21 protein-coding genes are annotated in these 23,216 nt (G+C 72.0%); 13 read left to right on the forward strand and 8 right to left on the reverse strand.

The annotated features are described in order from the left end of the window. Positions 1-71: 71 nt before the first annotated feature. A complete protein-coding gene (locus ACWCXB_RS16405; protein ID WP_450723312.1) occupies positions 72-242 on the forward strand; it encodes an SCO1431 family membrane protein in 171 nt (56 codons plus the stop codon). Positions 243-311: 69 nt separating this feature from the next. On the opposite strand, the gene ACWCXB_RS16410 is transcribed toward ACWCXB_RS16405, so the two are convergent. Further along, complete coding sequence (locus tag ACWCXB_RS16410; protein WP_450723314.1) at positions 312-1,586, reverse strand: glycoside hydrolase family 18 protein; 1,275 nt, start codon at positions 1,584-1,586, stop codon at positions 312-314. Positions 1,587-1,945: 359 nt separating this feature from the next. Here ACWCXB_RS16410 and ACWCXB_RS16415 point away from each other — a divergent pair, with 359 nt between their 5' ends. The 3 genes from ACWCXB_RS16415 (at position 1,946) to ACWCXB_RS16425 (ending at position 5,935) form a co-directional block, all read left to right on the forward strand. After that, on the forward strand, positions 1,946-3,118 hold the full coding sequence (locus tag ACWCXB_RS16415) for an acyl-CoA dehydrogenase family protein (protein ID WP_450723316.1): 1,173 nt from the start codon (positions 1,946-1,948) through the stop codon (positions 3,116-3,118). A gap of 508 nt (positions 3,119-3,626) precedes the next feature. Then, positions 3,627-4,745 (forward strand): hypothetical protein, encoded by a 1,119-nt coding sequence (locus ACWCXB_RS16420; RefSeq protein ID WP_450723318.1) that lies wholly within the window; start codon positions 3,627-3,629, stop codon positions 4,743-4,745. A gap of 119 nt (positions 4,746-4,864) precedes the next feature. After that, positions 4,865-5,935: a phosphotransferase family protein gene (locus ACWCXB_RS16425; protein WP_450723320.1), complete on the forward strand. Its 1,071-nt coding sequence runs from the start codon at positions 4,865-4,867 to the stop codon at positions 5,933-5,935. Positions 5,936-5,954: 19 nt separating this feature from the next. Here ACWCXB_RS16425 and ACWCXB_RS16430 read toward each other — a convergent pair whose 3' ends face one another. Beyond that, positions 5,955-6,359 (reverse strand): hypothetical protein, encoded by a 405-nt coding sequence (locus ACWCXB_RS16430; RefSeq protein WP_450723322.1) that lies wholly within the window; start codon positions 6,357-6,359, stop codon positions 5,955-5,957. A 216-nt stretch (positions 6,360-6,575) separates the two neighbouring features. Between ACWCXB_RS16430 and ACWCXB_RS16435 the strand changes: the two genes are divergently transcribed. The 4 genes from ACWCXB_RS16435 to fxsA all read left to right on the forward strand — a co-directional run bounded on the left by ACWCXB_RS16435 (position 6,576) and on the right by fxsA (position 10,575). Further along, positions 6,576-7,016, forward strand: coding sequence for an Lrp/AsnC family transcriptional regulator (locus tag ACWCXB_RS16435; protein ID WP_450723324.1), 441 nt, complete (start codon positions 6,576-6,578; stop codon positions 7,014-7,016). Positions 7,017-7,026: 10 nt separating this feature from the next. Next, positions 7,027-8,649 (forward strand): amidohydrolase, encoded by a 1,623-nt coding sequence (locus tag ACWCXB_RS16440; RefSeq protein ID WP_450723326.1) that lies wholly within the window; start codon positions 7,027-7,029, stop codon positions 8,647-8,649. Positions 8,650-9,164: 515 nt separating this feature from the next. Further along, positions 9,165-9,944 carry a polyprenol monophosphomannose synthase gene (locus tag ACWCXB_RS16445; RefSeq protein WP_450723328.1) on the forward strand — a complete coding sequence of 260 codons (780 nt, stop codon included), beginning with the start codon at positions 9,165-9,167 and terminating at the stop codon, positions 9,942-9,944. A 46-nt stretch (positions 9,945-9,990) separates the two neighbouring features. After that, entirely contained in the window at positions 9,991-10,575 is a 585-nt protein-coding gene (fxsA, locus tag ACWCXB_RS16450) for an FxsA family membrane protein (protein WP_450723330.1), read from the forward strand. A 168-nt stretch (positions 10,576-10,743) separates the two neighbouring features. Here fxsA and ACWCXB_RS16455 read toward each other — a convergent pair whose 3' ends face one another. The 4 genes from ACWCXB_RS16455 to yczE all read right to left on the reverse strand — a co-directional run bounded on the left by ACWCXB_RS16455 (position 10,744) and on the right by yczE (position 14,262). After that, the gene (locus tag ACWCXB_RS16455) at positions 10,744-11,118 is read right to left on the reverse strand and encodes an RNA polymerase-binding protein RbpA (protein ID WP_003959706.1); all 375 of its coding nucleotides are present in this window, start codon (positions 11,116-11,118) and stop codon (positions 10,744-10,746) included. 269 nt (positions 11,119-11,387) lie between these two features. Then, positions 11,388-12,755, reverse strand: coding sequence for an MFS transporter (locus tag ACWCXB_RS16460; RefSeq protein WP_450723332.1), 1,368 nt, complete (start codon positions 12,753-12,755; stop codon positions 11,388-11,390). A 59-nt stretch (positions 12,756-12,814) separates the two neighbouring features. Then, entirely contained in the window at positions 12,815-13,588 is a 774-nt protein-coding gene (locus ACWCXB_RS16465) for a glycerophosphodiester phosphodiesterase family protein (protein ID WP_450723334.1), read from the reverse strand. After that, the gene (gene yczE, locus ACWCXB_RS16470) at positions 13,585-14,262 is read right to left on the reverse strand and encodes a membrane protein YczE (RefSeq protein ID WP_450723399.1); all 678 of its coding nucleotides are present in this window, start codon (positions 14,260-14,262) and stop codon (positions 13,585-13,587) included. Before yczE ends, ACWCXB_RS16465 begins: the two co-directional genes overlap by 4 nt. A gap of 68 nt (positions 14,263-14,330) precedes the next feature. Between yczE and ACWCXB_RS16475 the strand changes: the two genes are divergently transcribed. Next, on the forward strand, positions 14,331-15,830 hold the full coding sequence (locus ACWCXB_RS16475; protein ID WP_450723336.1) for an SCO1417 family MocR-like transcription factor: 1,500 nt from the start codon (positions 14,331-14,333) through the stop codon (positions 15,828-15,830). A 239-nt stretch (positions 15,831-16,069) separates the two neighbouring features. Here ACWCXB_RS16475 and ACWCXB_RS16480 read toward each other — a convergent pair whose 3' ends face one another. After that, entirely contained in the window at positions 16,070-17,662 is a 1,593-nt protein-coding gene (locus tag ACWCXB_RS16480) for a hypothetical protein (protein WP_450723338.1), read from the reverse strand. Between the two features lie 46 nt (positions 17,663-17,708). After that, positions 17,709-17,903 (reverse strand): hypothetical protein, encoded by a 195-nt coding sequence (locus ACWCXB_RS16485; protein ID WP_093658158.1) that lies wholly within the window; start codon positions 17,901-17,903, stop codon positions 17,709-17,711. 287 nt (positions 17,904-18,190) lie between these two features. Between ACWCXB_RS16485 and ACWCXB_RS16490 the strand changes: the two genes are divergently transcribed. The 4 genes from ACWCXB_RS16490 (at position 18,191) to ACWCXB_RS16505 (ending at position 23,204) form a co-directional block, all read left to right on the forward strand. Continuing rightward, entirely contained in the window at positions 18,191-18,583 is a 393-nt protein-coding gene (locus ACWCXB_RS16490) for an ankyrin repeat domain-containing protein (RefSeq protein ID WP_450723340.1), read from the forward strand. A gap of 219 nt (positions 18,584-18,802) precedes the next feature. After that, entirely contained in the window at positions 18,803-20,221 is a 1,419-nt protein-coding gene (locus tag ACWCXB_RS16495; RefSeq protein WP_450723342.1) for a HEAT repeat domain-containing protein, read from the forward strand. Between the two features lie 701 nt (positions 20,222-20,922). Continuing rightward, positions 20,923-22,044: a glycosyltransferase family 4 protein gene (locus tag ACWCXB_RS16500; protein WP_450723344.1), complete on the forward strand. Its 1,122-nt coding sequence runs from the start codon at positions 20,923-20,925 to the stop codon at positions 22,042-22,044. Continuing rightward, entirely contained in the window at positions 22,041-23,204 is a 1,164-nt protein-coding gene (locus ACWCXB_RS16505; RefSeq protein WP_450723346.1) for a glycosyltransferase, read from the forward strand. Before ACWCXB_RS16500 ends, ACWCXB_RS16505 begins: the two co-directional genes overlap by 4 nt. Positions 23,205-23,216: the final 12 nt, after the last annotated feature.

Below are 23,216 nucleotides of genomic sequence, written 5' to 3' on the forward strand. Positions count from 1 at the left end.
GGTGACCGGTGTCACTGCCCGCGAGCCGTGCGCCTGGCACTGTGGACCGGTATGTCAGTGGGGGGACGTCCATGACCACGACGACGACCGAGCGAGCAGCCATGACCGCGACCACCGCCACCGCCGCCCGGGCCCGCACCGGCGGTCCCAAGGAAGACGGCCCCAAGATCCTCGAACACATCCTGGGCTGGACCCTCGTGGTCGTCTTCGCGATGCTCGTCACCCAGGCCGGACTGCTGTGACAGCCGGACCGCTGTGACAGAGGGGGCGAGGAACCGACCCGTTCCCCGCCCCCTCCGGTCCGTCCCGGTTCAGCTGATCGACTTGATCAGCTCCCCGTTCGCCGTGTCACCGCTCAGCTCCCAGAAGAACGTGCCTCCCAGGCCCTGCTGGTTCTTGTACGTCATCTTCCCGGCGACGGTCGCGGGCGTGTCGTAGCTCCACCACTGCGTCCCGCAGTGCGCGTACGCCGTCCCCGCGACGGTGCCGTTGGCCGGGCATTTGGTCTTGAGCACCTTGTAGTCGTCGATGCCCTGCTCGTACGTGCCCGGGGCCGGCCCGGTCGCCGTGCCGCCCGGGGCCTTCTGGGTCACACCGGTCCAGCCGCGCCCGTAGAAGCCGATGCCCAGCAGCAGCTTGCCCGACGGGATCCCGAGGCCCTTGAGCTTCTTGATCGCCGCGTCCGTGGTGAAGCCCTGCTGCGGGATGCCGGGGTAGGAGGTGAGCGGGGAGTGCGGGGCGGTCGGACCCTGGGCGGCCCAGGCGCCGAAGAAGTCGTACGTCATCGGGTTGTACCAGTCGACGTACCGGGCGGCGCCCGCATAGTCCGTGGCGTCGATCTTGCCGCCGCTGCTCGCGTCGGCCGTGATGGCCGCGGTGACGAGGTTCGACGTGCCGAACTTCGCACGGAGCGCCGACATCAGCTTCTTGAAGGCGTCGCGGCCGCTGGTGTCGCAGGACAGCCCGCAGGCGTTGGGGTACTCCCAGTCGATGTCGATGCCGTCGAAGACGTCGGCCCAGCGCGGGTCCTCGACGAGGCTGTAGCAGGACTGGGCGAAGGCCGCCGGGTTCTTCGCCGCTTCGGTGAAGCCGCCCGACCAGGTCCAGCCGCCGAAGGACCAGATGACCTTGAGATTCGGGTGCAGCTTCTTCAGCTTGCGCAGCTGGTTGAAGCTGCCGCGCAGCGGCTGGTCCCAGGTGTCGGCGACGCCGTCCACGGACTGGTCGGCGGTGTACGCCTTCTCGTGGTCCGCGAAGGAATCACCGATCACGCACTTGCCGCCCGTGACATTGCCGAAGGCGTAGTTGATGTGCGTGAGCTTGTTCGCCGAGCCGGAGGTCCGGATGTTCTTGACATGGTAATTGCGGCCGTAGACACCCCAGTTGGTGAAGTAGCCGACCACCTTGGACCCGGCCATGGGCGCTGCGGCGGGCCTCGCGGCCGCGGTCGTCGTGCGTGCGGTGCCGGCGGTTCCGCCCGCCGTGGCGGTGCCCGCGCCGCCGAGCAGGCCCGCGGCCAGCACGGCCGCACAGACACCGGTGATCAGCGCCCGCAGGCGCGTGTGTGGGGGTGGGGATCCGAGCATCGTGTGTCTCCTCGTGGGGGGAGGGAGAGCGTGTGGGGGACGGTGCTTCGGCAGACATGGCATGAACGGGTCATGTCTCCAGGGGGACGGTAGAAGGACTAGACCACTGAGTCAATGGTTCGGACCAATTTCGAGGCGTGTTCGAGAAGAGGCCGAAGAGTGCCTCGGCAAAGCGGAACGGAAAATTCCACCCCGTGACGGACGCCCCCGGATCGGGCATACTCAACCCGCCACAGCCGCTGGTCAGCCACTTCCGTGATCCGGGAGGGCAGCATCGGCGCACCAGGTGACATCCGGCGGCGCCGCCCTACCCTTCGCGCGCGACCGCCGCAGCGCCCGACAGGGAGGAGAGCGCCGTAATGCCCGACCGCGCCCCGCAGCCGGTGGACCGCATGCTGCCCACCGAGGAGTCCAGGGATCTCATCGCCCTGGTCCGAGAGATCGCCCAGCGGGAGATCGCACCCCGCGCGGCCGAGGAGGAGGACGCGGGCCACTTCCCGCGCGACATGTTCGCCCTGCTCTCCGAATCCGGTCTGCTCGGCCTGCCGTACGACTCCGCGTACGGCGGCGGCGACCAGCCGTACGAGGTGTACCTCCAGGTACTCGAAGAGCTCGCCGCCGCCCGCCTCACCGTCGGACTCGGGGTCAGCGTCCACACCCTCGCCTGCCATGCCCTGGCCAACTACGGCACCAAGGAGCAGCAGGCCGAGCACCTTCCCGCGATGCTCGGCGGCGGACTCCTGGGCGCCTACTGCCTCTCCGAGCCGTCCTCCGGCTCGGACGCCGCCTCCCTGCGTACAAAGGCGGTGCGCGACGGGAACGACTGGGTGCTCACCGGCACCAAGGCCTGGATCACCCACGGCGGCGTCGCCGACTTCTACACCGTCCTCGCCCGCTCGGGCGGCGAGGGTGCGCGCGGCATCACGGCGTACCTGGTGCCGGGTGACGCGGAGGGCCTGAGCGCCGCCGCGCCCGAGAAGAAGATGGGGATGAAGGGCTCGCCCACGGCCCAGCTGCACTTCGACGGCGTGCGCATCCCGGACTCCCGTCGCATCGGCGACGAGGGGCAGGGCTTCGCGATCGCGCTCTCGGCGCTGGACTCCGGGCGCCTCGGCATCGCCGCCTGCGCCATCGGCGTCGCCCAGGCGGCGCTCGACGAGGCGGTCTCGTACGCCACCGGCAGGCAGCAGTTCGGCCACCCCATCGCGGACTTCCAGGGGCTGCGCTTCATGCTCGCCGACATGGCGACGAAGATCGAGGCGGGCCGTGCGCTGTATCTCGCCGCCGCCCGGCTGCGGGACGCGGGCAGGCCGTTCTCCCAGCAGGCCGCCATGGCCAAGCTGTTCTGCACGGACGCGGCGATGCAGGTGACCACGGACGCGGTCCAGATCCTCGGCGGGTACGGCTACACCGCGGACTTCCCGGTCGAGCGGCTCATGCGCGAGGCCAAGGTGCTCCAGATCGTCGAGGGCACCAATCAGATCCAGCGCATGGTCATCGCCCGTCACCTCGCTGGGCCAGAGTCCCGCTGACCCATCCCGTCCGCGGGGACCACGCCGGCGCCGCCGTGAGCCTGTTCCACTCCTGGTCACGGCGGCCCGGCAGGGTCCGGCCCGCGCTCGCCCAGTGGCGAAGGAGATCGAGGTAGATGGGCGGGTCCGCGGAGTGCGGAACCGATTCTTCCTGACGTGGCGTCGTCAGGCGCCGGCGGCCCGGGCCGCCCGAGGGGTACTGCGGGGTCATGTCCGTCAAAACGCCCGCCGGCCGCGCGGGGTCACCGGCACGTCAATTCGAGCGGCAGTTCGTGATGTACCCGTCGTGGGGTCCCGCGAGCGGTGGCCGGCGCAACGGGGCTCTGAAGTGGGCCCGAATCTGTCTCACGGTGGTCCACGGGTGACCTCGGCGGCGGCCCCGGAGCGGCCTGGATCGAACGCACTCGCGTGCTCCGGGGCGCGCGCAGTCTCGTGGTGGTGACACGAGTATGGCCCTCGGCAGGGCATCTGACGTACCGTCAATTTCCCTGCCGACCAGGAGGCCGCCGTGCCAGAGGACCGTCCGATCGCGCTCGACGAGTACCCGATCCACCAGGCTCCGCTCTCGATGAAGCACGTCGTCACGGGTGACCGCAACGCCTACGACCGGTGCATCTTCCACGTCCTCGACCACGAGGGCCGAGCGCTGCTCATCGCGGGCCTGGGCGTCTACCCCAACACCGGGATCATCGACGCCTACGCGACCCTGCGCATCGGCGACCGACTGCACGCCGTACGGGCATCCGACGCGCTCGGTGACGACCGGATGAGGCTGTCCGTCGGACCGCTGCACATCACGGTCGACGAGCCGCTGCGGCGGATCCGGCTGCGCTGCGAGGCCGATCCCTGCGACCCCGGGTCGCTCTCGTACGACATCGCCTGGCAGGCCGACTTCCCGGCCGTCTGGGAGCCCCACCACGTCCAGCGGCGCGGCGAGCGGCTGATCCTCGAAGGGCGCCGCTTCGTGCAGGCCGGTCGCTGCACCGGCACGATCCGGGCAGGCGGCGACGAGTTCGCCGTGACGGCGGGGGAGTGGACCGGCACGCGCGACCGCAGCTGGGGGGTGCGGCCCATACCCGGCGAAGAGCCGGGCCGCGCCGACGAGTTCCGCCCCGAGGGCTTCCACTGGCTCTGGGTGCCGGCCCGTTTCGACGACCGCTTCCTGATGGTCATCGCCCAGGAGGACGCCGACGGCTACCGCACACTCGGCGAAGCCGTGCTCGTGCGCGACGGCGAGCCCGACGTCCAGCTCGGTTGGCCCCACACCGACGTCACCTACCGCCCCGGCACGCGCCACCCCGAGCGCGCGGTCATCCACCTGACCGACCGGGCCCGCAAGCCGCTGGAGCTCGGCGTGGAGACCCTCTGCTCGTCCCCGCTCGCCGTCGGCGCCGGCTACCCGCCCGCGGGCGACTGGCAGCACGGCACATGGCGGGGCCGCGGCTGGACCGACCGCCGGACGTACGACCTCTCGGACCCCGGGGCCCACCCCATGGCCGCGTACGGCGTCACCGACCACGCCGCTCGCTTCACCCTCGAAGGCCGCACCGGCTACGGGATCTTCGAACACGGCACCTTCGGCCGCCACGACCCGAGCGGCTTCACCGGCTACGACTCGGTCGCGTAGGGCGTCCGCGAGGGCGACGCCTGCGGCGGGCCTCCCCACCCCCGCCGAAGGCGCCCCCCGGCGCCCCGCCCGGACGACCCACCCACCGCCCGCCCACCACCCCGCGAGGAGCACCCGCCATGCCCACGGCACCCCGCCCCCGCACCACCACCCGCGATCCGGAGGCCCTCGCCCTCCGGCTGACTGCCTGGCTGGACGCGCGGCTGCCCGGAGCCAAGGTCGCGAACATCCGCGTACCCGAGTCCAACGGCATGTCCAGCGAGACGCTGCTGTTCGACATCGACCACCCGGAGCCGCCCCTGCACGCCTGCGCGTTGCGTCTCGCCGCCGACCCGGACGCGTACACGATCTTCCCCGTCTACGATCTGCGCGCGCAGTACGAGACCATGCGCGGCGTCGCCCGGCACACCGATCTGCCCGTGCCGCGCGTGCTGTGGCTGGAGGAGGATCCGGGGCCGCTGGGCGCGCCGTTCTTCGTCATGGAGCGGGTCGACGGCCGTGTACCGCCGGACATCATGCCCTATACGTACGAGGGCAATTGGCTGCACGCGGCGACCGACGCCGAACGCGCCGCGCTGGAGGAGTCCACCATCTCCCTCATCGCCCGGCTTCACGACCAGTACCCGGTCGCGGCCGGCGAGGGCAGCCCGCTGAGACGCCACGTCGACGCCCAACGCGACTACTACGCCTGGGTCGTGGACGGACTGCCGCGCTCACCGCTCATCGAGCGGGCCTTCGACCGGCTGGAGGAACACTGGCCCGCCGACGAGGGCCCCGCCGTACAGAACTGGGGCGACGCCCGCATCGGCAACATCATCTATGACGGCTTCGCGCCCGCAGCCGTACTCGACTGGGAGATGGCCGCGCTCGCCCCGCGCGAGGTCGACCTCGGCTGGACGATCTACCTGCACCGCTTCTTCCAGGACCTGACCGTCGGCTTCGGCCAGGCCGGACTGCCGGACTTCCTGCGCCGGGACCGCATCGAGCGGCGCTATGCCCAACTGACCGGCCACACACCGCGCGACATGGACTTCTACACCCTCTACGCCGCCCTCCGGCACGCCGTCGTGATGCTGCGCGTGGCCTACCGCCAGGTGCACTTCAAAGAGGTGGAGGTGCCGGAGAACCCGGACCGGATGATCCTGCACCACGACAGCCTCGCCGCCATGGTGCAGGGCACGTACTGGTAGAGACGGAGACGAGTGGCCCTCAGGCGGCCCGCCGCATCCCGGGCACCTTGATGGGGCGCGAGCCCGGACCGCCGACGTGGGAGAAGGGCTGCGTGCGCCAGTCGAGCCCCTGCGGGAGCGTCAACAGGAGCGCGGTGTCCTGCTCCTGGACCTCCAGGGACTCGTCGGCGGGCCGCGCGTCCGCGGCCGGCCGGCCGGTCCCTGCACACACAGACAGCACGAACGGATTCCACGGCGTCGGGCACAGTGCGTGCTCCGGCAGCGCGTCCTCGTCGGCGAGCAGCGCGATCGGCTGCGCGCAGTCCGGGCAGATCACCCGGTACATCTCGAACGTGTCATAGGCGTCGAGCTCGTCGTCCTCGTGGGATGCGACGGAATCAAGAGGCTCCGGTTCAGTACGTCCGGTGCGCTTCACACTCTGCATGGAGATTCTCCCCCTCGGGTGGGCCGACCAGGCAATCGTGGCCTCGACCACACCAAGCACTTCCCTCCGGGCCCGGTGGGTAACCGTGAGGTCCCGACGGACACGGTCCTCGGCCTGTGGTGTTCGTCACATGCCTGCCGCAGGTGCCGGTCCACGGGGCATCCGGCCGTGCACCCGACTGTGCCGGAAGCGACCCGGGGCAATAGGTTGATCCGCATGGAGGAGCTGGATCGTCAGATCGTCGAGTTGCTCGTCAAGGACGGGCGCATGAGCTACACCGACCTGGGCAAGGCCACGGGCCTGTCCACCTCGGCGGTGCATCAGCGCGTCCGGCGGCTCGAACAGCGCGGCGTCATCCGCGGGTACGCCGCCGTCGTGGACCCGGAAGAGGTCGGGCTGCCGCTCACGGCGTTCATCTCGGTGAAACCCTTCGACCCCAGTGCCCCCGACGACATCGCCGAGCGGCTCGCCGGCGTGCCCGAGATCGAGGCCTGCCACAGCGTCGCCGGGGACGAGAACTACATCCTCAAGGTCCGTGTCGCCACCCCGCTGGAGCTGGAGGAGCTGCTCGGGCAGATCCGCTCGCTGGCCGGTGTGTCCACCCGGACGACCGTGGTGCTCTCCACCCCGTACGAGGCACGGCCGCCGCGAATCTAGGCTGTTCCCCATGAGTGAGAGCGCGCCCCCGGCCGAACACCGCACCGTGCTGCTGCGCGGTGGTGACGTACACAGCCCCGCCGATCCGTTCGCCACCGCCATGGTCGTGGAGCGCGGGCACATCGCCTGGGTGGGCTCCGAGGGGGCTGCCGACGCCTTCGCGTCCGGCGTCGACGAGGTCATCGACCTGGAAGGCGCCCTGGTCACCCCCGCGTTCGTGGACGCGCACGTGCACACCACGGCCACCGGGCTCGCGCTCACCGGCCTCGACCTGTCCGGCGCCGCCTCGCTCGCCGAGGCCGCGGACCGCATCCGCGCGTACGCGTCGGCGCGGCCCACCGACCGCATCCTCATCGGGCACGGCTGGGACGCCTCGCGGTGGCCCGAGCAGCGGCCGCCCCGGCGCGACGAGCTGGACGAGCTCACCGGAGGCCGTCCGCTCTATCTCACCCGTGTCGACGTCCACTCGGCCGTCGTCACCACCGCACTGCTGGACCTGGTGCCGGGGGTCCGGAGCATGCCCGGCTTCCGCGACGGTGAGCCGCTGACCGCAGACGCCCACCACGCCGTGCGCTCCGCCGCGTACGCCGCCGTCTCCCCCGAGCAGCGGGCCGCGGCCCAGCGCGCCGCACTCCGGCACGCCGCATCCCTGGGCATCGGCACCGTCCATGAGTGCGCGGGGCCGGACATCTCGTCCGAGGACGACTTCGTCGGCCTCCTCAAGACGGCCTCCGACGAGCCGGGTCCGCGCGTCGTCGGCTACTGGGCCGACAGGGACGTGGAGCGGGCACGCGCCCTCGGGGCCGTCGGCGCGGCTGGCGACCTCTTCGCCGACGGCTCGCTCGGCTCGCACACCGCCTGCCTCCACGAGCCCTACGCCGACGCCCCGCACTCCGGAGTCGCCCACCTCGACGCGGCGGCCGTCGCCGCCCATGTCACGGCCTGCACCGAGGCCGGGATCCAGGCCGGCTTCCACGCCATCGGCGACCACGCGATCAGCAACGTCATCGAGGGAATGCGCGCCGCCGTGTCCGCCCTGGGACTCGCCCGGATCCGGGCCGCCAGGCACCGCGTCGAGCACGCCGAGATGCTCACCCCCGAGACCATCGCCGCCTTCGCCGAGTACGGACTCACCGCCTCCGTGCAGCCCGCCTTCGACGCGGCCTGGGGCGGCGACACCGGGATGTACGCCCAGCGCCTGGGCATCGAACGCGCCCGCACCCTCAACCCGTACGCCGCGCTGCTGCGCGCCGGTGTGCCGCTGGCCTTCGGCTCGGACAGCCCGGTGACCCCGCTCGACCCCTGGGGCACGGTCCGCGCCGCCGCCTTCCATCGCACGCCCGAGCACCGGATCTCCGTGCGCGCCGCGTTCACCGCCCACACCCGGGGCGGCTGGCGGGCGATCGGGCGGGACGACGCGGGCACGCTGGTGCCCGGAGCGCCCGCCGACTACGCGATCTGGCGCACCGGCGAACTCGTCGTCCAGGCCCCCGACGACCGGGTCGCCCGCTGGTCGACCGACCCCCGTTCCGGCACCCCTGGCCTGCCCGATCTCACCCCGGGCACGGCGCTCCCGGTCTGCCTGCGCACCGTGGTCTTCGGACAAACGGTCTACGTAAGACCGAACGAGTGACATCGGGATATTTCGCACCGTCGATCGACGCGCCGACGGCTCGGTCGCGACCTGCGGATCTTCGTCGCTGACCAGCCGATTCGGCCAATCGCCGCAGATCACACGACTGTTGACAGACCGCAGCCGGGGGCCGGTAGGTTCGGCCGAGTCCACCACAGGACGTCCGACCGGTCGAACCTCCACGCAGTCGTCGAACGCCGCTGGGTCATGGGGTGGTGCGCCGCACCGGCGCACCACCACTGGGAGCCAGGTTCAGCGCCCGCGCCTCGGGGGCGAGGGAAGGTTTCGGCCGGTGGGGGTCCCCCCTGCTCCGCAGGAGCTCGGGGGAAGGTGCGACCCGGGTGGGGCCCGGCGTTCAGTAGACAACGGCTCTCGGTCGACCCGCAGCCAGCGGGTCCCGGGCCGGCCCGAAGGACGCCGGGCCCCGATCCGTTCTCCCGTATGTCCGTGCCGTGGTGGCGCCGTCACGGGCGCTCGCTATGGTGGGGCTCTGCGTACGGACGTTAGGGGCAGCAGTGAACGACGGTGGTCAGAGGCGGTACGGCCCGCTCGGCAGAGCCTTGGTGATCATCCCCACCTACAACGAGGCGGAGAACATCGAGCCGATCGTCTCGCGGGTGCGCTCCGCGGTGCCGGAGGCCGACATCCTGGTCGCCGACGACAACAGCCCCGACGGGACCGGCAAGATCGCCGACGAGATCGCCTGCGAGGACGCACAGGTGCACGTCCTGCACCGCAAGGGCAAGGAAGGGCTCGGTGCCGCGTATCTCGCGGGCTTCCGCTGGGGCATCGAGCACGGCTACGGCGTCCTCGTGGAAATGGACGCCGACGGCTCCCACCAGCCCGAGGAGCTGCCCCGGCTCCTCACGGCGCTCAAGGGCGCCGACCTCGTCCTCGGATCCCGCTGGGTCCCCGGCGGCCGGATCGTCAACTGGCCCAAGTCCCGCGAGTTCATCTCCCGGGGCGGCAGCCTCTACTCCCGCGTGCTGCTGGACGTCCCGATCCGCGATGTCACCGGCGGCTTCCGCGCCTTCCGCAAGGAGACCCTGGAGGGTCTCGGCCTGGACGACGTGGCCTCCGCGGGCTACTGCTTCCAGGTCGATCTGGCCCGTCGCGCCGTCGGCGCCGGCTTCCATGTCGTGGAGGTCCCGATCACGTTCGTGGAGCGCGAGCGCGGGGACTCCAAGATGAGCAAGGACATCCTCGTCGAGGCGCTCTGGCGGGTCACCGCCTGGGGCATCGCCTCGCGGGCCGGCCGTCTGCTGGGCCGGGGCTCTTCCAGGCGCCCGTCCTGATCTCACCTTTACGCCACTCCGTCGGGCGCCCAGGCACACTGGGGGCATGACGACCGGCGTACCGACACCGACCGCCCCCAAGCGCTCACGCGCCCGTACCCTTCTTCCGCTCGGCATCGCCGCCTGGCTGGTGCTGGAGATCTGGCTGCTGACGGTCGTGGCCGGAGCGGCCGGCGGGTTCACCGTGTTCGCCCTGCTCGTGGGCGGCGGGGTGCTCGGCGCCGTGGTCATCAAGCGGGCCGGCCGCCGCGCCTTCCGCAGCCTCACCGAAACCCTTCAGCAGCAGCAGTCGGGCGCTGTGCCCACGGCTGCGCCCGGGGAGCGCTCGAGCAGCGGCAACGGTTTCCTGATGCTGGGCGGACTGCTGCTGATGCTGCCCGGTCTCATCTCCGACACCGCGGGACTGCTGCTGCTCGTTCCGCAGGTCCGTGCGGCTCTGGGGCGCTACGCGGAGAAGTCGCTGGAGCGCAGGATGCGGCAGGCCGCTCCCGGTTCCCTCGGCGATGCCTTTCGGCAGGCCCGTATTCACCGCCCGGACGGAAAGATCGTGCAGGGTGAGGTCATCCGCGAGGACGTGCCGCCCACGCCGCCCCGCCAGGACGAGGGCCTGCGCCCTCCGCTGACCCCGTAGTCCGCCTGTGCGGCCTGTCCCGGTACCCGGACAGGCCGCACAGGCGGCGAGTCGTCCGAGCCACCGAGGCGTGGAAAAGCCGCGGGAGGCGTGGAAAAGCCGCGGGCTGCGGCACACATTCCGTGTGCGGCAGCCCGCGGCTCTTTGTTCTCTATGGGTGGTGCGTCGTTACGCGGACTTCCGGCTGTCGCGCGGGTGCACCGCAATGTTCATGGCGCCGGAGCGCAGGACCGCCAGCCTCTCGGCCAGCACCTCCTCGAGCTCCTCGCGGGTGCGCCGCTCCATGAGCATGTCCCAGTGCGTACGCGCGGGCTTGCCCTTCTTCTCCTCGGGGCCGTCCCCGTCCACCAGGAGTGCCTGGGCGCCGCACGCCTTGCACTCCCACTCCGGCGGAATTTCCGCCTCTACCGAGAACGGCATCTCGAAACGATGTCCGTTCTGGCATGCGTACTCCACCGCCTGGCGCGGGGCCAGATCGATGCCGCGGTCGGTCTCGTAGCTGGTCACCACGAGGCGCGTGCCGCGAAGAGCTCGCTCACTCATGAATCGTGCCTCCCGGGCTTGTCGCCCACAGGACAGGTGTCGCTGTCGTCGTCATCCGGTCAACGTCCGGTCGGCGGTAAAGATTCCCGTTGCATTCCCGTTGCGGGTCATGCGTCGTCGCCCGTCGTGCCGCCCCTTGTTGTACCCACCAATGCCCGGTTTGTCACATCTGGCAGAAAGTGTCACCCAGCGTTTTGACGTATTCAGCACGCAGTAACGGTCCGCCTGGCAGGCCAAAGGCGTACACTACCGGCCTTTCACTTCAACGTCTAAATCCGTTCCGGTACGGGGTTCCCCGCGGCCGCCACCGCACGCCGCACCGGAACCCGTGCGAGCAGCACGAATCCCAGTCCGAAGAAGATCACCAACGAGATGATCGCATCCCGATAGCTGCCCGTCAGCTGGAACGCCAGACCGAACACCAGCGGCCCCAGCCAGCTCAGCCCGCGATCGCTCATCTCGTACGCGGAGAAGTACTCGGCCTCCTTGCCGCGCGGCACCAGATGCGAGAACAGCGACCGCGAGAGCGCCTGGCTGCCGCCGAGCACCAGCCCGATCGCGGCGGCGAGTGCGTAGAACCACACCGGCGTCCGCGCCGGCAGGAAGTACCCGGCCCCCAGGATCAGCGTCCACACCGCCAGCGAGCCGAGGATCGTCCGCTTCGCGCCGTACGTCCCGGCCAGCCGGCCCATCCCCAGCGCACCCACCACCGCCAGCACCTGCACCAGCAACACCGCCGTGATCAGTGTCGTCTGATCCAGCTCCAGCTCCTCGGAGCCGTACACGGACGCCTGCGAAATCACCGTCTGCACACCGTCGTTGTAGACGAGGTACGCGAGCAGGAACGACAGCGTCAGCGGATACCGGCGCATGTCCCGCAGCGTCGCGACGAGCTGCCGCCAGCCCGCTCCGACCGCACCCTCGCCACGCGGAAGCCCGTCGCCCGCCGCCAGGCGCCGGTCGCGCAGCCGCCGCAGCGGTACCAGCGTGAACGCACCCCACCACACTCCGGCCGACGCGAGACAGATGCGTACCGCCTCCGACTCGGACAGCCCGAAGGACTCGTGCCCCGTGTACAGCACCAGATCGAGTACGAGCACGAAGGCACCCGATGTGTAGCCGAAGGCCCAGCCCCGCGAGGACACCGCGTCCCGCTCGTCGGGCTCGGCGATCTGCGGCAGGTACGCGTTGTAGAGCACCATCGACACGGACAGCGACGCGTTCGCGACGATGAGCAGGAACGCGCCCAGCAGATAGCGGTCGCCGTCCAGGAAGAACATGCCCGCCGTGGCGGTGGCCCCCAGATACGCAGAGACGGCGAGCAGCGGCTTCTTCCGGCCCGTGCGGTCCGCCACGGCGCCCGCCAGCGGCATCACCAGCACCGCCAGCACCACCGAGACGGACACCGCGTAGGCGAAGACCGAACCGGCCCGGACCGGGATGCCGAGCGGATGGACAAAGCCCTCTGCGTCCGCCGCGGCCTTGGCGACCGACGTCAGATAGGGGCCGAGGAAGACCGTGAGCACGCTCGTGGAATAGACGGAGCAGGCGAAGTCGTAGAAGTACCACCCGCGTTGCTGCCGCCGGCGTTCGCCGTCGTCCGGCCCGGTGGTCCGGTCCGCGGTATCGGCGGTCATGCGGCCCCCTCGATCGTCCCCGTGGAGAAGACGCGCGGCGCCCGGACCGTACCGACCGTTCAGACCCAGACTCCCCGGTCGGTCAGCACCGTGCGCAGCGTCTCCAGATGATCGGTCATGATGCCATCCACTCCCAGGTCCAGGAGGGCGGCCATCCGATCCGCGTCGTTCACGGTCCACACATGCACCTGGAGCCCCCGCGCGTGAGCCTCCCGTACGAAGCGCCGGTCCACGACCTTGATGCCGTTCTGCGACTCGGGGACCTGCGCGCAGACCACGCCCGCGCGCACCGCCGCCGGAATGCCGAGGGAGCGCAGCCGCAGCCCCAGCACCCCGCGCACGCCGTACGAGGTCGCCAGCCGCGGGCCCGCGAGCCGGTGCGCCCGCGACACCCGGCTCTCCGAGAACGAGCCGATGCAGACCCGGTCCCAGGCCGCCATGCGCCGCACCAGGTCGACGAGCGGCTCGAGCGCGCCCTCGGCCTTGATGTCCACGTTCCAGCGGGCCTCCGGGAACTCCTCCAGCAGCTCCTCGAAGAGCGGCAGCGGCTCCTTGCCCGCGACCCGGGCCCGGCTCACCTCGCTCCACGGCAGGTCCGCGATCCGGCCACGGGCGTCCGTGACCCGGTCGAGCGTCGAGTCGTGGAAAGCGACCAGCTTCCCGTCGGCACTGGTGTGCACATCCGTCTCGAAGTAGCGGTAGCCGGTCGCCGCCGCGCGGCGGAAGGCGGCGGCCGTGTTCTCCAGTCCGTCGGCCGTGCCGCCGCGATGCGCGAACGGTATGGGGGAGGGGTGGTCGAGATACGGATGCCGGGGGTGGGGTACGCGATTCACCGGGGCAGTATGGCCTGCTCCGATGACGCCCCGGCGACCACCCGGCTTCCTTCGTCCGCAGACGGGATGGCGAAAACGCGCAGGAAGAGCTGGGCCAGCGGGCCGATGGACAGGGCGTACGCCACCGTGCCGACGCCGACCGATCCGCCGAGGACGAAACCGGTGGCCACGACCGCGACCTCGATCGCGGTGCGGACCAGGCGTATCGAGCGGCCCGTGACGCGGTGGAGGCCCGTCATCAGGCCGTCGCGCGGACCGGGGCCGAAGCGGGCGGAGATGTAGAGGCCCGTCGCCGCACCGTTGAGCACGATCCCGGCGGCCATCACCGGGATCTGGGTGGCGAGGCCGTGCGCACCGGGCACGAGCGCGAGGGTGCCGTCCATCGCGATGCCGATGACGAAGACGTTGGAGACGGTGCCGAGGCCCGGCTTCTGGCGGATCGGGATCCACAGGAGCAGGACGACGGCGCCGACGATGATCGAGACCACGCCGATGGTCAGTCCGGTCCGCTCGGCGAGGCCCTGGTGCAGCACGCCCCACGGCTCGAGGCCGAGACCGCCGCGGACGAGGAGGGCGGAGCTCACGCCGTACAGCGCGAGGCCGAGGTAGAGCTGCAGCAGCCGACGAAACAGCGTGGACAAAATTCTGCCCCCCAGTGGTGAGAGTGGACTGATGCGTGACACTCTGTGGCTGGGAAAGCAGTGTCAACCATGGCCAATCCGGGGAAGGTGGACTGACTTCCATGGCGCAGTGGACTTCAGCGGTGGGGGCAGCGCAACTCGCCCGCCAGCTCAACGGGCAGCAGCCCCGCCCGGCCGGCCCCGGTACGCGCAAGCCACCCGCCTACCGTGCGCTCGCCGACGGCATCCGGCTGCTCGTCCTCGAGGGCCGGGTGCCGGTCGCCGCTCGGCTGCCCGCCGAGCGCGAGCTCGCGGTGGCCCTCGCCGTGAGCCGTACGACGGTGGCGGCGGCGTACGAGGCCCTGCGGGCGGAAGGGTTCCTCGAGTCCCGCAGGGGCGCGGGCAGCTGGACCGCGGTCCCCGCCGGGAACCCCCTGCCCGCGCGGGGTCTCGAGCCCCTGCCGCCGGAGTCGCTGGGCTCGATGATCGACCTCGGCTGTGCGGCCCTGCCGGCTCCCGAGCCGTGGCTGACCCGTGCCGTCCAGGGCGCGCTGGAGGAGCTGCCGCCGTACGCGCACACCCACGGCGACTATCCGGCGGGCCTGCCCGCCCTGCGTCAGATGCTCGCGGAGCGGTACACGGAGCGCGGGATCCCTACGATGCCCGAGCAGATCATGGTCACCACGGGTGCGATGGGCGCGATGGACGCGATCTGCCATCTCTTCGCGGGGCGTGGTGAGCGCATAGCGGTCGAGTCGCCTTCGTACGCGAACATCCTGCAGCTCATGCGGGAGGCCGGGGCCCGGCTCGTGCCGGTGGCCATGGCGGAGGGGCTGGCGGGCTGGGACCTGCCGCGCTGGCGCCAGGTCCTGCGCGACGCGGCCCCCCGTCTCGCGTACGTCGTCGCCGACTTCCACAACCCGACGGGGGCGCTGGCCGACGAGGACCAGCGGCGGTCGCTCGTGGACGCCGCGCGGTCGGCCGGGACCGTGCTCGTCGTCGACGAGACGATGTCCGAGCTCTGCCTCGAGCCGGACCTGGAGATGCCCCGCCCCGTCTGTTCCTTCGACGCGGCGGGTTCGACGGTCATCACGGTCGGCTCCGCCAGCAAGGCGTTCTGGGCGGGCATGCGCATCGGCTGGGTCCGGGCCGCCCCGGACGTCATCCGCTCCCTGGTCGCGGCCCGTGCCTACGCCGACCTCGGCACCCCGGTCCTGGAGCAGCTGGCCGTCAACTGGCTGATGAGCACGGGCGGCTGGGAGAAGGCGGTCGCGGTCCGGCGGGCCCAGGCCCGCGAGAACCGCGACGCTCTGGTGGCGGCCGTCCGCCGGGAGCTGCCCGGCTGGGAGTTCGTCGTTCCGCAGGGCGGCCTGACCCTCTGGGTCCGCGCCGGCGGCCTGTCGGGCTCCCGCCTGGCCGAGGTGGGCGAACGCGTCGGAGTCCGCGTCCCCTCGGGCCCGCGCTTCGGGGTCGACGGCGCCTTCGAGGGCTACGTCCGCCTTCCCTTCACGGTCGGCGGCCCGGTCGCCGACGAGGCGGCGATGCGGCTTGCGGCGGCGGCACGGCTGGTGGAGACGGGGGCGACGACGGGCACGGAGGCACCGCGGACGTTCGTGGCCTGACGGCCACGCCGTCCGCGGTGCGGGTGGTTGGGGTGCGAGGGTCGTCGGGGCGTAGCCGGTGCCATGAAGTCGGGGCCGCCCGGGGCGCGGGGGTGTGCCGCGCGGCCTGTGCCGTGGGTGTGGGTGGTGCCGGTGCGCGTGGGCGAATGCCCGAACCCCTGTCTGTGGGGCGCTTCTACGCGTCCCCTTCCTACCGGCGGCAGGCGGTCGCCGACGGCGCGGCCCGAGGCCGACCGCCGTCAGCCCTCGGCCGGGACCGGGGTTCCGGTCGCGTGGGGGGCCGGGACCGGATCCGGGACCGGGTCCGGGATTTCCTCGGCGGAGGGAGCCGTGCGTTCCGGGAGGAGCGCGAGGACCGCCTGGCGGTGGGGCTCGCTCGTGGCCTCGTCGTACGGGTCCGGGGTCGCCGGGACCTGGAGGCGCAGCACCGCGGCGGTGCCGAGCCGCGCGTAGCCGCGGCCCGGCGGCACGTCGGACGTCGGGGTCGTGTGCGGCGGCACGCCGAGCACCGTCCGGACCTGTTCGAGTGTGCTGGGCCCCAGGACCACGCGGGCGCGCGTGTGGCTCCGTACCGTCTCGGACAGGAACTCCAGGCTGTCGTACTGGTCCGCCACGACCACCGTCACCGACGCCGCCCGCCCGTGCCTCAGCGGCACCTGCAGCAGCTGCTGCGGGTCGGTGCGCCCGTCCGCCGCCGCGAGGTGGCTGAACACACTGGGCCGGTCCACGAGGATCCACAGCGGCCTGCGGGTGTCCTCGGGTGCGGGATGCCCCGCCTGCCGGGCCCGGTTCGCCGCGATGAGCCGCCGTTCCGTCTCGTGCGCCGCCCACTCCAGGCTCGCCAGTGCCCCGGCGAGCCCGCATTCGACGGCCAGTACGCCCGTCCGCCCCGTCAGACACGCGTACTCACCGGTGCCGCTGCCCTCCACGATCAGCACATCGCCGTGGGCAAGCGCCTGGAGGGCGATCGAGCGCAGCAGCGTGGTCGTACCGCTCCCGGGCTGGCCGACCGCCAGCAGATGCGGCTCCGTCGAGCGGGGGCCGGTGCGCCACACCACCGGCGGGGCGTCCTTGGTCTCGCCGCCGATGACGACCGGCACCGTCCGCTGCACGGCGCCCGGGTCGGTGAAGCCCAGCACCGTTTCCCCGGGAGCAGTGACGAACGGCTGGGCGGCGATCGTGGTGGGGAGCGCGGGCAGCACGCGCATGACGAGCTGGTTGCTCTCCTCGTCCCAGTCGAAGAGGTACTCGCGGCCACGTCCCGATTTGGCGTGCAGCAACTGCTCGATGCGGGTACGCGCCTCGGCCTCGCCGTCGGTGAAGTAGGCCGGGTAGCGCACCCGCAGCCGCGTCAGCCGGCCGGCGCCGTCGAACTCGTGGTCGCTGAACGCCTTCGCCCACTCCCCGCCGTGGGCGAACAGCGGACTCGGGTCCTCCGCTACGGAGAAGTACGGCACGAGCGCTTCGTAGAGCGCCTGCAGCCGCGCCACCGCCGCCTCGTCGGGCCCGGTCCTCACAGGCGTACGCTCCCGCCCCATCCAACCCGCCAGCCCCATCGTCGTGATCAGGCCGAGCAGCGGCCCGTACGGGACGAGAGCGACCACCAGCACGCAGGCCGCCGCCAGGAAGAGCGTGGGGCCGCGTCGTTCCTTCGGCGTTTCGGCCCATTTGCGCCGTCCGGCGGCGGCCAGCAGCCGCAGTCCGCGGCTGATTGTGATGAGCGGCTGGAGTACGTCCGTGGCGTTGTCGGCGGCTGTCCGCGCGAGCTCTCGGCTGCGAGCGATCCGTTCGGTGCCGTTGCTCAGAATGCGGGGGAGTGGTCGCCGGGCCACGTGGTTCTCCTGCTCCTTGAGTTGTGGAAGGGGCGGTGCGGGGGCGTCAGAACTTGATCCCGCCCAGCAGGCTGGCGAGGCTGGCGCCTCCTGCTGTGATGCTCGGGGCGATGGCCGTCCCCGCGAGGTAGAAGCCGAAGAGGGCGCTGACCAGGGCGTGCGACGCCTTCAGCCCGTCCTTCTTGAAGAACAGGAAGACGATGATTCCCAGCAGCACGACGCCTGAGATGGACAGGATCATGAGTTGTTCTCCTGGTTGAGGGGACAGTCACCATGAGTTCTTCCAGTCTCACAGAAAGTATCTATGCGATAAAAGGTGCAAACGGGTGAATATCAGGACTTTTCACCCGAGTGGCGTACGCCGGTTGGTTGCCCGGGGCGCGTTGATCTTTGCCGTGGAGGGGCGCCGTCATGTCGCGCCACGGGCAGTACCCTGTCGATTCACTCGTACGTGCTGCCCGACCGCACTCGGCACCCGTACCAGCACCACCCAGCACCAGGTCAACGCAGCGGAAGGTAGTCCGTCCCATGAGCGAAACCCCGGATCCCGAGGTGATCGAGCTCGCGACCAGGATCTTCGATCTGGCGCGTCAGGGCGACGCCGAGGCGCTCGCCGCCTACGTCGACGCCGGTGTCCCGGCGAACCTCACCAATGACAAGGGCGACTCGCTCGTCATGCTCGCCGCCTACCACGGCCACGACCGGGCGGTGCGGGCCCTCCTCGACCGCGGGGCCGACGCGGACCGGGCCAACGACCGGGGCCAGACCCCGCTCGCCGGTGCCGTCTTCAAGGGCGAGGACGCGGTGATCCGCGCCCTCCTCGACGGCGGAGCCGATCCGGAAGCAGGAACTCCGTCCGCGGTGGATACCGCGAGGATGTTTGGGAAGACAGACCTCCTGGAGCTGTTCGGCAAGCAGTGAACGGGTGTTGAACGCCAGGTGAGAGCGGCGCCGTAAATGTGGTCGCGGCGGCGAAACGGCTGGGTCATCATGACGTCGGGCCCGCAACGGGCCACCGACGAGAGGCAGAGGAAGATGGTCTACACCAAGCGGAAGACGACGGGCAGCCGATCATGTTGTTGCGCGGCCTAGGCGAACACACTCCCGGTTGCGTCGACAGCTTGATGTGAGGCATTTTCCATGTTCGAACCAGTCATAGCGCCGAGCGGCACCTTGCTCGGCCTGCTGCAGAGGGGCCGCGGCGACGGCACGCTCCACGCGCTCGCCGCACCCCGTGCCGAAGCCCTCGCGGCCCTCAACCACTGCGTGCTGAGCGACCCCCGCCACGACTGGCAGGTGGAGAACCGCTCCCTCTACTACGCACGCCTCTACCTGGATCTCCACGGTGGGCTCGACGAGATCGAGGCCCATCTCTTCGGGGTCGACGACCACATCGACGCGGACGAGACGAGGACCGGGCTCGCGCTCGCGGTGCTCGGCCACCTCGCCTCGTACGGACGTGATGACGCCCTGTCCCTGCTGCGGCGCTACGCCGCGGCCGGATCCAACTGGGCCTGGGCCCTCGACGAGCTCGCCCTGCGCGACGACGACAACGGACTGCGCCTGCTCGCCGGGCCCGTACTGGCCCGCTTCCCGGCCACCCCGGAGGGCGACGCCGAGCTGGCCACCGCCGTGCGCGACGCCTTCGAACCGCGGCCGTGGCGGCTGTGGGCCGAGGACCAGCGGGATGCGGTGGGCGCGCGGGTGCGGGCCGCTCAGGAACGCGGCTCCTTCGACCGTTGGCAGCGGCAGCTGCGGCCCAGCGGGCCGCGGCCCGGCTGGAGCGTGCGAGCCGTCTTCGAGTGGGCCCAGCAAGGGCACGAGCGCGGCAGCGTGCTGCATGTGCCGGCCGCCCGCTGTCTCACCGCCGTCGCCGGACCCGACGACCGCACCATGATCATCGAGGCGGCGCGCAGCGGACCCGACGGCGCCAGGTGCGCTGCCCTGCACTACCTGGCCCAGGCACAGGATCCCGCCGTGCTGGATCTCATCGAGGCCGCCGTGCTCGACGGGTCCCGCGTGGTCGCCGATGCCGCCGTGTCGGCCTTCGAGCGGATGTGCGGCGAGGCCGCGGTCGACCGGGCCCGCGGCTGGGCCCGTCGGCCCGACGCCCTTGGCGCCTCCGCCGCCGGTGTCCTGGCCTGCCGAGGGGGCACCCAGGACACCGAGCTGGTCCTCGGCGCCCTCCGCGAGACCGTCCGCGCGGACGGACCCGACGCCCCGCTCCTGTGGACCCTCGTCGACGGCACGGGCAGGCTCGGCATCGAATGCGCGGCACCCGTCCTGCGCCACATCTACCGCGAGACCGCGTCCTCGCACCTGCGCGGCCGCACGGCACGCGCCCTCGCCGCGACCGACCCCTCCTTCGCCACCGGCTTCGCCGTCGAATGCCTGTGGGACTGCGAGGAGACCACGAGAGAAGTCGCCGCCCTCCACGCCGAAACCGGCGACGCACGCGTCGCCGATCGTCTCCGCCGCCTCGCCGCCGACCCGGCCGAGGAGGCCGAGGTCCAGACGGCGGCCCACAGCCGCATCGGCCCGGACACGCCTCCGCACTGAGCCGGCGCGGGCGGCGCGACCATGGCCGCGGCGGCCGAGCGCGCACCGCGTCCACGCCGAGGGCGGGGCGCCGACCGCGCGCTGACCGGGTGCTGTCCGGGCGTTGCGGCGCGCCGCGCGACGACGGCCGCGGGCCGAGGCACGGGCAGATGGCGCGCGATGAGTACCGCCGGCCGCGCGCCGAGTGCACGGGCCGGCCGCGCGCGCCGACGGAAGCGGCGCGGCGCGAGCGCTGCGGGGTGCTGTCTGCGACCGGTGGTGCTTTTCCCTCCTCGCCCCATCCCGCCGTGTCGATGTGCGGCTCCGCCCCCGGCTCCGTTTGCGGGCGCGGCGGCGTGAGGGACCCCCGGTGGAGGCTCATCATGAGCCCGCCCGGTCGGTACCGGACACGTCCAGGGGGTCTGGGGTTGTCCCCGGTTCGGGGAAGGGGCGGCGGGGGGAAGGAGCCCGCCGCAGGCGGCCACGATCCGCCGGGGACACCCCATTGGCGCCACAGGCCGACGCACACCCCTCGGCCCATGCGCACCGCGACCGAAACGCCGTCGGTGAGTGGCCGAAACGGGCAGGGTAGGACATCGCGGGGCAGGCTCGGGCCTGAACAGCGGTCCAGGCGGGGGCGTAGGACAAACGCTCATAGGACGTTCCCCGCACGGAAAGATCCACGTTGGCCGCACCACCCCCGGCGCGACGACAACACCCCTATGCGTGTCGTCATCGTCACCGAATCCTTCCCGCCAGACGTCAATGGTGTGGCGCACTGCGCCCTGCAGACCGCCCGGCACCTCGCCGACCGCGGTCATGATCCGCTTGTCATCGCCCCGGCCGTCGCCGGGCACGGGGCAGACATCGAAGCGCCGTGCCCCGTGGTGCGCGTGCCGTCCCTGCCGCTGCCCGGCTATCCGCAGGTCCGCGTGGCCCTGCCCAGCCGACGGCTGGCCGCGGCACTCACCGCGCACCGCGCCGATGTCGTCCACCTCGCCAGCCCCTTCGTGCTCGGGGTGCGGGGGATGGGGGTGGCGGCGAAGCTCGGGCTGCCCGCCGTCGCCGTCTACCAGACCGATCTCGCCGGTTACGCCCGTACGTACATGGGTGCCGGTGAGGCCACGGCATGGCGACGCATCCGCACCGTGCACACCGCCGCCGACCGGACCCTCGCGCCGTCCAGCGCCGCGCTGCGCGACCTCGAGGAGCACGGAGTGCCCCGGGTGCGGCTCTGGCCGCGCGGCGTGGACACCGTGCGGTTCCGGCCCGAGCTGCGGGACGAGGCCCTGCGGCGCGAACTCGCCCCGAACGGCGAGACGATCGTCGGATACGTCGGCCGCCTCGCCCCCGAGAAGTGCGTCGAGCTGCTCGCCGGCGCCTGCGGGCTTCCGGGGGTGAAGGTCGTGGTCGTCGGCGACGGGCCGAGCGGAGCGTCCCTGCGCGACGCGCTGCCCGGCGCCGTGTTCATGGGCCGTCGCACCGGAGACGACCTCGCGCGGATCTTCGCCTCGCTCGACGTGTTCGCGCACACGGGCCCCTACGAGACCTTCTGCCAGACCGTGCAGGAGGCCATGGCCAGCGGCGTGCCCGTGATCGCCCCGGCGGCCGGCGGGCCACTGGACCTCGTCGACCACGGGCGTACGGGACTCCTCGTCCCGCCCCGCGACACCGCGGCGGTGACGCAGGCGGTGGCGGCCCTCGTCGCCGACCCCGCGCGCCGGGAGGCGTACGGGCGCGCAGGGCGCGAAACGGTCGAGGGCCGCACCTGGGCCGCAGTCGGTGACCAGCTCCTCGGGCACTATGCCGAGGTGCTGCGGGAGCGGACGGCGGTGGCGGCATGAGCAGCACCAACGGGCTGCGCATCGTGCGGCTGGCGAACTTCGTGACACCCGCGTCGGGCGGGCTGCGAACCGCACTGCGCGAGCTGGGCCGCGGCTATCTCGCGGCCGGGCACGAGCCGGTTCTGGTCGTGCCCGGCGATGCCGAGAGCGACACGACGACCCCCCAGGGGCGGGTCATCACGCTCCCTGGACCGGTGCTTCCCGGCACCGGCGGCTACCGCGTACTCGCCGGGCGGTCGCGGCTCGGCCGGCTCCTCGAGGAGCTCGCGCCCGACCGGCTGGAGGTCTCCGACCGGACCACGCTGCGGTGGACGGGGGAGTGGGCACGGCGGCGCCGGATCCCCTCGGTGATGGTGTCCCACGAGACGGCGGACGGGGTGCTCCGCACGTGGGGTGTGCCGGGCGCGTTCGCCGAGCGCACCGCGGACCGGCTCAACCGGCGCAGCGCCTGGTCGTACTCGCGGATCGTGTGCACCACGGAGTGGGCGGAACGGGAGTTCATCCGGATAGGCGCGAGCAACGTGGTCCGCGCGCCGCTGGGTGTGGAGCTGGAGCGGTGCCGGCCGGGGCGGCGCAGCAAGGTGCTGCGGGCCCGTTACGCCGAAGGCGCCGAGGTCCTGCTGCTGATGTGCTCCCGGCTGTCCGTGGAGAAGCGTCCGGGTATGGCGCTCGACGCGCTGGCCGCACTGCGCGGGAGCGGCGTGCGCGCGGCGCTGGTCGTCGCCGGTGAGGGTCCGCTGCGGAGCGGGCTGAGCCGGCGTGCACAGGACGCGCGGCTACCCGTTCACTTCCTGGGGCACGTCGCCGACCGCGAGGCACTCGCGGACCTGCAGGCGGCGGCGGACATCTGCCTGGCGCCGGGACCGGCCGAGACCTTCGGGCTGTCAGCCCTGGAGGCCCTGGCTTGCGGAACCCCGGTCGTCGCCAGCGCGTCGTCCGCCCTCCCGGAGGTCATAGGCGACGCCGGCATCGCTGCCCCCGACACTCCGGAAGCCTTCGCGGACGCGGTACGGGAGCTCCTCTCCCGCCCCGAATCCGCCCGCCGCGAGGCCGCCCGCGCCCGCGCGGAACTCTTCGGCTGGGACCGCGCGGTCTCCGCCTTCCTCTCCGCCCACGACGCCCCCGCCCGCATACCCGGCCACCCGGAGGTCGCGGCATGACCACGGACCTGA

It is taken from the genome of Streptomyces sp. NPDC001514, from assembly GCF_053597075.1.